General features: G+C 43.4%; 14 protein-coding genes. All 14 read left to right on the top strand.

What is annotated here, in order from left to right; genetic code table 11:
• The first annotated feature begins 13 nt into the window (after window positions 1-13).
• The 14 genes from rpoC (at window position 14) to rpsC (ending at window position 12,956) form a co-directional block, all read left to right on the top strand.
• Window positions 14-3,634 carry a DNA-directed RNA polymerase subunit beta' gene (gene rpoC / locus JI666_RS18620; RefSeq protein WP_206894561.1) on the top strand — a complete coding sequence of 1,207 codons (3,621 nt, stop codon included), beginning with the start codon at window positions 14-16 and terminating at the stop codon, window positions 3,632-3,634.
• Between the two features lie 85 nt (window positions 3,635-3,719).
• A complete protein-coding gene (locus tag JI666_RS18625) occupies window positions 3,720-3,968 on the top strand; it encodes a 50S ribosomal protein L7ae-like protein (protein WP_206894562.1) in 249 nt (82 codons plus the stop codon).
• A gap of 113 nt (window positions 3,969-4,081) precedes the next feature.
• Window positions 4,082-4,504, top strand: a complete 423-nt coding sequence (rpsL, locus tag JI666_RS18630; protein ID WP_048313317.1) for a 30S ribosomal protein S12 — start codon at window positions 4,082-4,084, stop codon at window positions 4,502-4,504.
• 39 nt (window positions 4,505-4,543) lie between these two features.
• Window positions 4,544-5,014 (top strand): 30S ribosomal protein S7, encoded by a 471-nt coding sequence (rpsG, locus tag JI666_RS18635; RefSeq protein WP_048313318.1) that lies wholly within the window; start codon window positions 4,544-4,546, stop codon window positions 5,012-5,014.
• Between the two features lie 46 nt (window positions 5,015-5,060).
• On the top strand, window positions 5,061-7,139 hold the full coding sequence (fusA, locus tag JI666_RS18640; RefSeq protein ID WP_206894563.1) for an elongation factor G: 2,079 nt from the start codon (window positions 5,061-5,063) through the stop codon (window positions 7,137-7,139).
• Between the two features lie 106 nt (window positions 7,140-7,245).
• Window positions 7,246-8,436: an elongation factor Tu gene (gene tuf, locus JI666_RS18645; RefSeq protein WP_206894564.1), complete on the top strand. Its 1,191-nt coding sequence runs from the start codon at window positions 7,246-7,248 to the stop codon at window positions 8,434-8,436.
• 380 nt (window positions 8,437-8,816) lie between these two features.
• Window positions 8,817-9,125 carry a 30S ribosomal protein S10 gene (rpsJ, locus tag JI666_RS18650; protein WP_048313321.1) on the top strand — a complete coding sequence of 103 codons (309 nt, stop codon included), beginning with the start codon at window positions 8,817-8,819 and terminating at the stop codon, window positions 9,123-9,125.
• Between the two features lie 46 nt (window positions 9,126-9,171).
• Window positions 9,172-9,807: a 50S ribosomal protein L3 gene (rplC, locus tag JI666_RS18655; protein ID WP_048313322.1), complete on the top strand. Its 636-nt coding sequence runs from the start codon at window positions 9,172-9,174 to the stop codon at window positions 9,805-9,807.
• A 17-nt stretch (window positions 9,808-9,824) separates the two neighbouring features.
• Window positions 9,825-10,448: a 50S ribosomal protein L4 gene (rplD, locus tag JI666_RS18660; protein WP_048313323.1), complete on the top strand. Its 624-nt coding sequence runs from the start codon at window positions 9,825-9,827 to the stop codon at window positions 10,446-10,448.
• Window positions 10,448-10,735 (top strand): 50S ribosomal protein L23, encoded by a 288-nt coding sequence (gene rplW, locus JI666_RS18665; RefSeq protein WP_206894565.1) that lies wholly within the window; start codon window positions 10,448-10,450, stop codon window positions 10,733-10,735. Before rplD ends, rplW begins: the two co-directional genes overlap by 1 nt.
• Window positions 10,736-10,763: 28 nt before the next feature.
• A complete protein-coding gene (gene rplB, locus JI666_RS18670) occupies window positions 10,764-11,594 on the top strand; it encodes a 50S ribosomal protein L2 (RefSeq protein ID WP_206894566.1) in 831 nt (276 codons plus the stop codon).
• 58 nt (window positions 11,595-11,652) lie between these two features.
• Window positions 11,653-11,931 (top strand): 30S ribosomal protein S19, encoded by a 279-nt coding sequence (gene rpsS / locus JI666_RS18675; protein ID WP_048313326.1) that lies wholly within the window; start codon window positions 11,653-11,655, stop codon window positions 11,929-11,931.
• A gap of 20 nt (window positions 11,932-11,951) precedes the next feature.
• Window positions 11,952-12,293, top strand: a complete 342-nt coding sequence (gene rplV, locus JI666_RS18680; protein WP_048313327.1) for a 50S ribosomal protein L22 — start codon at window positions 11,952-11,954, stop codon at window positions 12,291-12,293.
• Window positions 12,294-12,296: 3 nt separating this feature from the next.
• Window positions 12,297-12,956 carry a 30S ribosomal protein S3 gene (rpsC, locus tag JI666_RS18685; protein WP_098445978.1) on the top strand — a complete coding sequence of 220 codons (660 nt, stop codon included), beginning with the start codon at window positions 12,297-12,299 and terminating at the stop codon, window positions 12,954-12,956.

The raw sequence follows: 12,956 nt of genomic DNA on the forward strand, positions 1-12,956 counted from the left end.
GGAGGTAGGCCCCTTGATAGATGTCAATAAATTTGAGTATATGAAAATCGGTCTGGCGTCACCGGATAAAATCCGCTCTTGGTCAAGAGGAGAAGTTAAAAAGCCAGAAACCATTAACTACCGTACCTTAAAGCCAGAGAAAGATGGTCTTTTCTGTGAGCGTATCTTCGGACCTACAAAAGACTGGGAATGTCATTGTGGGAAATACAAACGTATCCGTTATAAAGGTGTCGTTTGTGATCGCTGCGGAGTTGAAGTAACACGTGCGAAAGTACGTCGTGAGAGAATGGGGCACATCGAGCTTGCTGCTCCTGTCTCTCACATCTGGTACTTTAAAGGCATTCCAAGCCGTATGGGACTTGTTCTTGACATGTCTCCACGCGCACTTGAAGAAGTAATATATTTTGCTTCTTATGTAGTAACTGAAGCTGGTGACACACCGCTTGAGAAGAAACAACTACTTTCTGAGAAAGAGTACCGTGCATACCGTGAAAAGTATGGCAAAACTTTCTCTGCAGAAATGGGTGCGGAAGCAATCCGCAAACTATTGTTTGATATCGACCTTGATAAAGAAGTTGATATCCTGAAGGAAGAGCTTAAAACAGCACAAGGACAACGTAGAACTCGTGCAATTAAGCGTCTTGAAGTACTAGAGGCATTCCGTGGTTCTGGTAACAACCCGTCATGGATGATTCTTGATGTTCTTCCGGTTATTCCTCCAGAGCTTCGCCCAATGGTGCAGCTTGATGGTGGACGATTTGCGACATCAGATTTAAACGATCTGTATCGTCGTGTAATCAACCGTAATAACCGTCTTAAGCGACTTCTAGATCTTGGTGCACCAAGCATTATCGTACAAAACGAAAAACGCATGCTTCAGGAAGCTGTCGACGCTCTTATTGATAATGGTCGTCGCGGTCGTCCTGTAACAGGTCCGGGTAACCGTCCATTGAAGTCTCTTTCTCACATGTTGAAAGGGAAGCAAGGACGTTTCCGTCAGAACCTACTAGGTAAGCGTGTTGACTATTCAGGTCGTTCAGTTATCGTTGTAGGACCGTCACTTAAGATGTATCAGTGTGGACTTCCAAAAGAAATGGCGCTTGAACTATTCAAACCTTTCGTAATGAAAGAGCTTGTTTCAAAAGGTCTTGCACACAACATTAAGAGTGCGAAACGTAAAGTAGAAAAAGTTCACCCTGAAGTTTGGGACGTATTGGAAAACGTAATTAAAGAACATCCAGTTCTTCTTAACCGTGCACCAACACTTCACAGGCTTGGAATTCAAGCATTCGAACCAATTCTAGTTGAAGGACGCGCAATTCGTCTTCACCCACTCGTTTGTACAGCATATAACGCTGACTTTGATGGTGACCAAATGGCCGTTCACGTACCGCTTTCTGCAGAAGCACAGGCAGAAGCGCGTATCTTAATGCTTGCAGCACAGAATATCCTTAACCCGAAAGATGGTAAGCCAGTTGTAACACCATCACAGGATATGGTTCTAGGTAACTACTACCTGACTATGGAACGTGAAGGAGCAATCGGTGAGGGTTCTGTATTCAAAGATACTAACGAAGCATTAATTGCCTACCAGAATGGTTATGTACACCTTCATTCTCGTGTAGCAATTCCAGCTGCTTCATTAAATAAATCTGCTTTTACTGAAGAGCAGAACAAGCAACTGCTTGTAACAACTGTTGGTAAGTTGATTTTCAACGAAATCCTTCCGGAGTCGTTCCCATATATCAATGAGCCGACAACAACTAACCTTGAAATTGCGACACCAGAGAATTACTTCCTTCCTCACGGCGTGAATGTGAAAGAAGAAATTGCTCAGCGCGAATTAATCTCACCATTTAAGAAGGGTATTCTTGGTAAGATCATCGCAGAGGTGTTCAAGCGTTTCAAAGTTACAGAAACATCTAGAATGCTTGACCGCATGAAGGACCTAGGCTTTAAGTACTCTACTAAAGCTGGTATTACCGTTGGTGTTGCTGACGTTGTGGTACTTGCTGAGAAACAAGAGATTGTACAAGAAGCTGAAGAAAAAGTTGAAAAGGTTCTTAAACAATTCCGTCGTGGTCTCATTACGGATGATGAACGTTACGACCGTGTTATCGCAATTTGGAGTAGTGCAAAAGATCGTATCCAAGAAAAACTAATGACTCGTCTAGAAAAAGATAACCCAATCTTTATGATGAGTGATTCAGGTGCTCGAGGTAACGCATCTAACTTTACTCAACTTGCTGGTATGCGTGGATTGATGGCTAACCCATCTGGACAGATCATCGAACTTCCGATCAAGTCCAGCTTCCGTGAAGGTCTAACGGTTCTTGAGTACTTTATTTCTACTCACGGTGCTCGTAAAGGTCTTGCTGATACGGCACTTAAAACAGCTGACTCAGGTTACCTTACTCGTCGTCTTGTTGACGTGGCACAAGATGTCATCGTTCGTGAAGACGATTGTGGAACAGATAGAGGCCTTGAAGTTAGCGCAATTAAAAACGGTAATGAGTTAATTGAAGGACTGTATGATCGTCTTGTAGGCCGTGTTGCATTCAAGAAGGTTAGACATCCTGAGACGAACGAAGTTCTCGTTGATAAAAACAACCTAATCACTGAAGACATCGCTACTGATATTGTAGAAGCCGGTATTGAGAATGTTTATATCCGTTCTGCATTCACATGTAGTACGAGTCACGGTGTATGTAAGAAGTGTTACGGACGTAACCTTGCTACAGGTACTCGCGTAGAAGTTGGGGAAGCAGTTGGAATTATTGCTGCACAATCAATCGGTGAACCTGGTACTCAGTTAACAATGCGTACGTTCCACACTGGTGGGGTTGCCGGAGATGATATCACTCAAGGTCTTCCTCGTATCCAGGAGCTATTTGAAGCACGTAACCCGAAAGGTCAGGCTGTTATTTCTGAACTTGACGGTAAGGTGATTGATTTAGCTGAAGTTAAAGAAAAGAAAGAGATCGTTGTTCAGGGCGAAACTGAAACAAGAAACTACCCTGTACCTTACGGCGCTCGTCTTAAGATCGTTGTAGGTGATGAAGTTAAGGCTGGTCAAGCTCTTACAGAAGGTTCGATCGATCCTAAACAACTTCTTACAATTAGCGGAATTGACGGCGTACAAGAGTATCTTCTTGCTGAAGTACAGAAGGTATACCGTATGCAGGGTGTTGAAATTGGTGATAAGCACGTTGAAGTAATGGTCCGTCAGATGATGCGTAAAATTCGCGTTATTGATGCGGGTGATACTGAAGTGTTGCCAGGATCTCTTATCGACATTCATCAGTTCAAAGCAGTTAACCGTAAAGTTCTTAGACAGGGTGGTCTTCCTGCTACAGGACGTCCGGTACTTCTTGGTATTACAAAAGCATCTCTTGAAACTGAATCATTCCTATCTGCAGCATCCTTCCAGGAAACGACTCGTGTCCTAACTGATGCAGCAATTAAAGGTAAACGTGATGAACTACTTGGTCTTAAGGAGAACGTAATTATCGGTAAACTTGTTCCGGCAGGTACTGGTATGCAACGTTACCGCAGGATCAATGTAGCAGGTGAAGCACAAGAGGCAGAACAGCTTTTAGAAGAAGAAGAAAGTGCTTTGGTTAGTCAAGAATAAACAGGGAAGTGTTGACATCGGGAGTGCAGGGTGATATTATATCCAAGGTGCTCCCGATAATCCTGTTACTTTGGAGGATATGTTCTTGTCTTATGAAAAAGTATCGCAGGCAGATGAATTAATTATCGGGACGAAACAAACTCTAAAGGCCCTCCAGATTGGGGAAGCGAAGGAAGTTTTCATCGCTGACGACGCTGATCGCAGGGTAACTTCTAAAGTTGTTGCATTCGCCGAAGAAAAAAGCATTCCTGTACACCGAGTTGATTCTATGAAGAAACTAGGTAAGGCTTGCGGCATCGAAGTAGGCGCAGCAACAGTTGCGATAAAAGCATAACCGTTTTTGCCGGGCGAGGCTTGCCCTGCCAGGCAAAAACTTTCCTTTTATCTATACATGAACCACCTGGATGTGTGGGCTTGCTTATTAACGAAAGAAGGGAGGAAAACAAAATGCCAACTATTAACCAACTTGTTCGCAAGGGACGCGTTTCTAAAACAAAGAAATCCGATTCTCCGGCATTGAACAAAGGATATAATAGCTTCAAAAAGTCTCATACAGACCTTTCATCTCCACAAAAACGTGGTGTATGTACTCGTGTTGGTACGATGACTCCTAAGAAGCCGAACTCCGCATTGCGTAAATACGCTCGTGTTCGTCTTACTAACGGAATTGAAGTAACTGCTTATATTCCTGGTATCGGGCACAACCTTCAAGAGCACAGTGTTGTTCTTATCCGTGGAGGACGTGTTAAGGATTTACCGGGTGTACGCTACCACATCGTTCGTGGTGCGCTTGATACTGCAGGTGTTAACGACCGTAGACAAGGTCGTTCTAAATACGGTACTAAGAGACCGAAAGAAGCTAAGAAATAATAGCTTACAATTAACTAAAATATGAAAGGGGGTTAACCCATGCCACGTAAAGGTCCAGTAGAACGTCGTGACGTATTACCAGATCCAATTTACAAATCCAAGCTAGTTACTCGCCTGATCAACCGCCTTATGGTAGATGGTCAGAAGGGTAAAGCTCAGCAAGTGCTATACAAAGCATTTGATCTTGTACAAGAACGCACAAACACAGAGGCTATGGAAGTATTTGACCAAGCGTTGAAAAACGTTATGCCAGTACTTGAAGTACGCGCTCGTCGTGTTGGTGGTGCTAACTACCAGGTGCCGGTTGAAGTTCGTCCAGAACGTCGTACAACTCTAGGTCTTCGCTACCTTGTGAACTATTCCCGTCTTCGCGGTGAAAAGACTATGGTAGAAAGACTTGCTAATGAAATTATGGATGCAGCTAACAACACAGGTGCTTCTGTTAAAAAGCGTGAAGAACAGCACAAAATGGCTGAAGCAAACAAAGCGTTTGCTCACTATCGCTGGTAATCAACAAACAACACAAATCCCTTTATAAAAGGAAGGAGAAATACTAATGGCAAGAGAATTCTCCTTAAGAGATACACGTAATATCGGCATCATGGCTCACATCGATGCTGGTAAAACAACAACTACTGAGCGTATTCTTTTCTACTCAGGGCGTATCCACAAGATCGGTGAAACTCACGAAGGTGGTTCACAGATGGACTGGATGGAGCAGGAGCAGGAGCGTGGAATCACGATTACTTCTGCTGCTACCACTGCCCAGTGGAAAGACCACCGTGTTAACATCATTGACACACCTGGTCACGTAGACTTTACAGTAGAAGTTGAACGTTCATTGCGTGTATTGGATGGAGCAGTTGCGGTACTTGATGCACAATCTGGTGTTGAGCCGCAAACAGAAACTGTTTGGCGTCAAGCTACTAACTACGGAGTGCCTCGTATCGTATTCATTAACAAAATGGATAAGCTCGGAGCAGACTTCATTTACTCCACAGGTACACTAACTGAACGATTGCAAGCTAATGCACACCCTATTCAGCTACCAATCGGTGCTGAAGACGATTTCGAAGGAATCATTGATCTTATCACAATGGAAGCATTCTACTACCTTGATGATCTTGGTTCTCGTACTGAATCACGCGAAATTCCTGCTGAATACAAGGAACAAGCTGAAGAGTACCGTACGAAATTAGTTGAAGCGGTAGCAGAGCTTGAAGAAGATCTAATGATGAAATACCTTGAAGGTGAAGAACTTACAGTAGAAGAAATCAAAGCTGCAATCCGTAAAGGTACTTGTAACGTTGAATTCTACCCTGTACTATGTGGTTCTGCATTTAAGAACAAAGGCGTTCAGCTCGTTCTTGATGCTGTACTAGATTACCTTCCTTCACCACTAGATGTACCTGCAATTAAGGGTCATCTAAAAGATTCTGAAGAAGAAGTAATTCGTACTGCTGACGATAATGGTCCTTTCTCTGCACTTGCATTTAAAGTAATGACTGACCCTTACGTTGGTAAGCTTACATTCTTCCGTGTTTACTCAGGAACGCTTTCAGCTGGTTCTTATGTTAAGAACTCAACTAAAGATAAGCGTGAACGTGTAGGACGTATCCTTCAGATGCACGCTAACTCTCGTGAAGAGATCTCTACTGTATATGCAGGGGATATCGCAGCGGCAGTTGGTTTGAAAGATACATCGACTGGTGACACTCTATGTGATGAAAAGGATACAGTTATCCTTGAATCTATGGACTTCCCAGATCCGGTTATCTCGGTAGCGATTGAGCCTAAAACAAAGAGTGACCAGGACAAAATGTCTGTAGCTCTAGCTAAGCTTGCTGAAGAGGATCCAACATTCAAAACTGAAACAAACGAAGAGACTGGTCAAACGATTATCTCAGGAATGGGTGAACTTCACCTTGATATCATCGTAGACCGCTTGCGTCGTGAGTTTAAAGTAGAAGCTACTGTTGGTGCACCTCAGGTTGCATACCGCGAATCCATCCGTAAAGCTGGTAAGGTTGAAGGTAAATTCGTACGTCAGTCTGGTGGTCGTGGACAATTCGGACACGTATGGGTTGAATTTGAGCCGAACGAAGAAGGCGCTGGATTTGAATTTGAAAACAAGATTGTTGGTGGTGTAGTTCCACGTGAATACATCCCTGCAGTTGAGTCTGGACTACGCGATGCAATGGCAAATGGTTTGCTTGCAGGCTACCCACTAATCGACGTAAAAGCTCGCCTTGTTGATGGATCCTACCATGACGTTGACTCAAACGAAATGGCATTTAAGATCGCTGCATCTATGGCTTTGAAAAAAGCTAAGACAGTATGTGACCCTGCTCTTCTTGAGCCTATGATGAAAGTTGAAGTTGTAGTGCCAGAAGAATACATGGGCGACATCATGGGTGATGTAACAAGTCGTCGTGGACGTGTTGAAGGTATGACTGCTCGCGGTAACGCTCAGGTTGTCAATGCATTCGTTCCACTTTCAGAAATGTTTGGTTATGCGACTACACTTCGCTCACGTACTCAAGGCCGTGGTACTTACACTATGAGCTTTGATCACTATGAGCAAGTTCCTAAATCAATTTCTGAAGAAATCATTAAAAAAGCTACAGGCGAATAATTGTAGCAAAGTAACTTTTGTTGTAATCTAAGATAGGCGAGATTGATTCACTCATACGCCTATCTTGGCATAGATAATTTCAACGTAATTAAAGGAGGAAACACTAATGTCTAAAGAAAAATTCGACCGCTCCAAGCCCCACGTTAACATTGGTACAGTTGGACACGTTGACCATGGTAAAACTACTCTAACAGCTGCGATCACTTCAGTGCTTCACAAGCGTTCAGGTAGCGGTACTGCTATGGCTTACGACCAAATCGATGGTGCTCCTGAAGAGCGCGAACGTGGAATCACAATCTCAACTGCACACGTTGAGTATGAAACTGAAAACCGTCACTATGCACACGTTGACTGCCCAGGTCACGCTGACTATGTTAAAAACATGATCACTGGTGCTGCACAAATGGACGGAGGAATCCTAGTAGTTTCTGCTGCTGATGGTCCAATGCCACAAACTCGTGAGCACATCCTTCTTTCTCGTCAAGTTGGTGTACCTACTCTTGTTGTATTCTTGAACAAGTGTGACATGGTTGACGACGAAGAACTACTTGAACTAGTTGAAATGGAAGTTCGTGATCTTCTTTCTGAATACGACTTCGATGGCGACGATGTACCAGTAATTAAAGGTTCTGCTCTTAAAGCTCTTGAAGGCGACGAAGAGTACGAAGCTAAAATCTTCGAACTTATGGACGCTGTTGATGAGTTCATCCCAACTCCAACACGTGACACTGACAAGCCATTCATGATGCCAGTTGAGGACGTATTCTCAATCACTGGTCGTGGTACAGTAGCAACTGGTCGTGTTGAGCGTGGACAAATCAAAGTTGGTGACGAAGTTGAAATTCTTGGTCTTGCTGAAGAGAACAAGAAAACAACTGTTACTGGTGTTGAAATGTTCCGTAAGCTTCTTGACTATGCTGAAGCTGGCGACAACATTGGCGCACTTCTTCGCGGTGTTTCTCGTGAAGACATTCAGCGTGGACAAGTTCTTGTTAAGCCGGGAACTGTAAAAGCTCACACTAAATTCCAAGCTGAAGTTTACGTTCTTTCTAAAGAAGAGGGTGGACGTCACACTCCATTCTTCGCTAACTACCGTCCTCAGTTCTACTTCCGTACAACTGACGTAACTGGTACAATTGCACTTCCAGAAGGCGTTGAAATGGTTATGCCTGGAGACAACATCGAAATGACAGTTGAACTAATCGCTCCAATCGCAATCGAAGATGGAACGAAGTTCTCTATCCGTGAAGGTGGACGTACTGTAGGCGCAGGCGTTGTAGCAACAATCACTGAGTAATCTATCTCTATGATTTAACAAAACACCCGGATTTTTCCGGGTGTTTTTTATTTTGAATCTATGTTAGATTAGAGAAATGAGTTCGATAGAGATCGATCCAAACCTTAAACGGTTTAATGAATAGTCTGAAATTGCTTTTAGGCCTTGCATTTTTCGGCCCAGGCCGTTATACTATCAAGAGTGTGCGATCGACATACTTTTGAATTAGCAGAAGTCCTTGCATTTAGGCTCTTGCTTTAGTATAATATGAATGTTGGTCATAAACAGCGATGATGTGGAAGGTTGCTGACACACCCGGCCCCTTTGCCATGGCGAGTGTGTTGGGTTTATTTTCACGGAGAACTGTCTATAACAATATGGGCGATAAAGGAGGGGAAATAATGGCAAAGCAAAAGATTCGTATTCGTTTAAAAGCATATGATCACCGTATTCTAGATCAGTCTGCTGAGAAAATTGTAGAAACAGCAAAACGTTCAGGTGCACAAGTATCCGGACCAATCCCGTTGCCGACGGAAAAATCTGTTTACACAATTCTACGTGCGGTACACAAGTACAAAGATGCTCGTGAGCAGTTTGAAATGCGTACGCATAAGCGTCTAATTGACATCATCGAGCCTACACCACAAACGGTTGACTCGTTAATGCGTTTGGACCTACCGTCTGGCGTTGACATTGAAATTAAACTTTAATAGAACGCTAAATAAATTATTTAAAAACAATTAGGAGGTGTGACGAATGACCAAAGGAATCTTAGGAAGAAAAGTAGGCATGACACAAGTCTTTGCTGACAACGGAGATATTATCCCGGTAACTGTTATTGAAGCAGAACCTAACGTTGTCCTTCAAAAGAAAGTTGTTGATACAGATGGATACGAAGCAATTCAAGTTGGTTTTGCTGACAAGAAGAAATCTCGTTTCAACAAGCCTGAAGAAGGCCATGCTACAAAAGCGAGCACAACACCTAAGCGCTTCGTGAAAGAAATTCGTAACGCAGAAGGTAGTTACGAAATTGGTCAGGAAGTCAAGGTTGATATCTTTAACGAAGGTGACGTAGTTGATGTAACTGGTACGTCTAAAGGGAAAGGTTTCCAAGGTGCAATTAAGCGCCATAACCAATCTCGCGGACCAATGACTCACGGTTCTCGTTACCACCGTCGTCCAGGTTCAATGGGACCTATCGATCCAATGCGCGTAATGAAAGGTAAACTTCTACCTGGTCGCATGGGTGGCGAACGTACAACTGTACAAAACCTAGAAATCGTTAAAGTTGATGTAGAACGTAATGTACTTCTAGTAAAAGGTAACGTACCTGGAGCTAAGAAAAGCTACGTAACTATACAAAGCGCGGTTAAAGCAAAAGAAGCTAAGTAAGAAGGGAGGATATCCAAGTGCCTAAAGTAACAATGTTCAACCAAACCGGAGCACAAGTTGGCGACATCGAACTCGCTGAAGCAATCTTCGGGATCGAACCAAACGAAAGTGTTATGTATGATGCGGTTATCATGCAGCAAGCATCTTTGCGTCAAGGTAACCACGACGTGAAAAATCGTTCAGAAGTACGCGGTGGTGGAGCTAAACCATGGCGCCAAAAAGGAACAGGTCGTGCTCGTCAGGGCTCAATCCGTTCACCACAATGGGTTGGCGGTGGAGTAGTATTTGGTCCGACACCAAGAAGCTATTCTTATAAGCTACCTAAAAAAGTTCGCCGTTTGGCTATCAGATCTGCTTTGTCTTCTAAAGTACAAACAGAGGATATGGTCATCGTGGACAGCATTTCTTTTGATGCACCAAAAACAAAGGAAATGAAATCAGTACTATCAAGCCTTTCAGCAGAAAGCAAGGCGCTTATCGTTACAGGCGACTATAACGAAGCTGTCGCATTATCTGCACGCAATATTCCTGGTGTTACTGTTGTAACTTCAGCTGGACTTAATATTCTTGATGTCCTTAAAGCTGATAAACTAGTTATGACAAAAGACGCTGTGGAAAAAGTAGAGGAGGTGCTAGCGTAATGAACGCTCGTGATGTTATCAAGCGCCCCGTTATTACTGAAGCTACTACTGACGTAATGGCAGACAAAAAGTATACGTTCGAAGTTGACACTCGTGCTAACAAAACTCAAATCAAGAGTGCTCTAGAAGAAATCTTCGGAGTTAAAGTTGCAGGAGTAAACACTCAAAACTATATGGGTAAAAAGAAACGTGTTGGCCGCCACAGCGGATTTACACCACGTCGCAAAAAAGCTATCGTGACGCTTACACCAGAGAGCAAAGAATTAGATTTCTTTGAAGGCGTCTAAAAAATAATAGAGAAGGAGGGAAATAAGAATGGCGATTAAAAAGTATAAACCGACCACAAATGGTCGTCGTGGTATGTCAGTATCTGATTTTGCTGAAATCACTACAGACCAGCCTGAAAAGTCGTTGCTTGCACCTATTCATAGAAAAGGTGGACGTAACAACCAAGGTCGCTTAACTGTTCGTCACCAGGGTGGCGGTCATAAGCGTAAATACCGTGTAATTGACTTTAAACGAGACAAAGATGGAATACCAGGACGCGTTGCTACGATCGAATACGATCCAAACCGTTCTGCTAACATCGCTCTTATCAACTATGCTGATGGAGAGAAGCGTTACATTCTTGCTCCAAAAGGACTTAAAGTAGGAACTGAAATTATGTCTGGCGTTGACGCTGACATTAAAGTAGGAAACGCTCTTCCACTAATCAACATTCCAGTTGGTACAACAATTCACAACATCGAACTTAAGCCAGGCCGCGGCGGACAACTTGTTCGTTCTGCTGGTGCAGAAGCTCAGCTTCTAGGTAAAGAAGGTAGATACGTACTAGTACGTCTTCGTTCTGGAGAAACTCGTATGATTCTTTCTACTTGCCGCGCAACAGTTGGTCAGGTTGGTAACCTTGAGCACGAGCTTATCAATATTGGTAAAGCTGGACGTTCTCGTTGGTTGGGTATCCGCCCTACAGTTCGTGGTTCAGTAATGAACCCTGTTGATCACCCACACGGTGGTGGTGAAGGTCGTGCGCCGATCGGACGTAAATCACCAATGTCACCATGGGGCAAACCAACCCTTGGATTTAAGACTCGTAAGAAGAACAAAGACTCCGACAAGTACATCGTACGTCGTCGCAAAAAATAATGGGATTAACCTACGGTTCCAAGGGACCGTAGCTTAATCACAAAAGGGAGGTTCACAAATGGGTCGTAGTTTGAAAAAAGGACCTTTTGTCGACGATCATTTAATGAAAAAGGTCGAAGACTTAAATGAAAAGAGCGACAAAAAAGTTATCAAAACTTGGTCTCGTCGTTCAACAGTATTCCCAGAATTTATTGGACACACTTTTGCAGTATATGATGGACGCAAGCACGTACCGGTTTATGTTACAGAAGACATGGTCGGACACAAGCTTGGCGAATTTGCTCCAACTCGCACATACCGCGGGCATGCTGCAGATGACAAAAAAACTAGACGTTAATTTGAGGGGAGGTACAACGAATGCAAGCTAAAGCTGTTGCAAAACACGTGCGTATTGCTCCTCGTAAAGCACGCTTAGTCGTAGATCTCATTCGAGGAAAGCAAGTCGGTGAAGCTATTGCGATTTTGCGCAACACAAACAAAGCTGCTTCTCCAGTAGTTGAGAAAGTGCTTAACTCTGCGATCGCTAATGCAGAGCACAATCTTGAGTTAGAACCAAACAATCTTACGGTTTCTCAAGTGTTTGTGGACGAAGGAGTAACAATGAAACGTTTCCGCCCACGTGCTATGGGTAGAGCTAGCCGCATCAACAAGCGCACTAGCCACATCACAGTCGTGGTATCAGAAAAGAAGGAGGGATAACGAGTGGGTCAGAAAATTAATCCGGTAGGACTTCGAATTGGTGTCATTCGTGATTGGGAGTCTAAATGGTACGCAGACAAAGATTACGCTAACCTTTTACACGAAGATATTAAAATTCGTGAATATATTGAAAAACGTTTGAAAGATGCATCTGTATCAGCTGTTGAAATCGAGCGTGCAGCAAACCGAGTGAATGTAACAGTGAAAACTGCTAAGCCTGGTATGGTGATCGGTAAGGGTGGTTCTGAAGTTGAGTCTCTTCGTAAGTCTCTCGCGGAACTAACAGGTAAGAAAGTTCACGTTAACATCTTTGAAATTAAGCAAGCTGACATTGACGCAACACTAGTTGCAGATAACATTGCTCGTCAACTTGAAAACCGCGTTTCTTTCCGTCGCGCTATGAAGCAAACTATTCAACGTGCGATGAGATCAGGCGCAAAAGGAATTAAAACGCAAGTATCTGGCCGTCTAAACGGTGCTGATATTGCTCGTTCTGAATCATACAGTGAAGGTACTGTACCTCTTCATACACTTCGTGCTGACATCGATTATGGTACTGCAGAAGCAGATACTACTTACGGTAAGCTTGGTGTGAAGATTTGGATCTATCGTGGTGAAGTCCTTCCAACGAAAGGAACGCAAAAAGAGGAAGGGGGAAAATAA

The sequence above is a fragment of the Bacillus sp. NTK071 genome, assembly GCF_017303315.1.
In the GTDB taxonomy this organism is placed as follows: Bacteria; Bacillota; Bacilli; order Bacillales; family Guptibacillaceae; genus Guptibacillus.

Coding starts and splice junctions, on each gene's coding strand:
- rpsL (WP_048313317.1), top strand. CDS start 4,082: ATGCCAACTATTAACCAACTTGTTCGCAAGGGACGCGTTTCTAAAACA.
- rpsG (WP_048313318.1), top strand. CDS start 4,544: ATGCCACGTAAAGGTCCAGTAGAACGTCGTGACGTATTACCAGATCCA.
- fusA (WP_206894563.1), top strand. CDS start 5,061: ATGGCAAGAGAATTCTCCTTAAGAGATACACGTAATATCGGCATCATG.
- tuf (WP_206894564.1), top strand. CDS start 7,246: ATGTCTAAAGAAAAATTCGACCGCTCCAAGCCCCACGTTAACATTGGT.
- rpsJ (WP_048313321.1), top strand. CDS start 8,817: ATGGCAAAGCAAAAGATTCGTATTCGTTTAAAAGCATATGATCACCGT.
- rplC (WP_048313322.1), top strand. CDS start 9,172: ATGACCAAAGGAATCTTAGGAAGAAAAGTAGGCATGACACAAGTCTTT.
- rplW (WP_206894565.1), top strand. CDS start 10,448: ATGAACGCTCGTGATGTTATCAAGCGCCCCGTTATTACTGAAGCTACT.
- rplB (WP_206894566.1), top strand. CDS start 10,764: ATGGCGATTAAAAAGTATAAACCGACCACAAATGGTCGTCGTGGTATG.
- rpsS (WP_048313326.1), top strand. CDS start 11,653: ATGGGTCGTAGTTTGAAAAAAGGACCTTTTGTCGACGATCATTTAATG.
- rplV (WP_048313327.1), top strand. CDS start 11,952: ATGCAAGCTAAAGCTGTTGCAAAACACGTGCGTATTGCTCCTCGTAAA.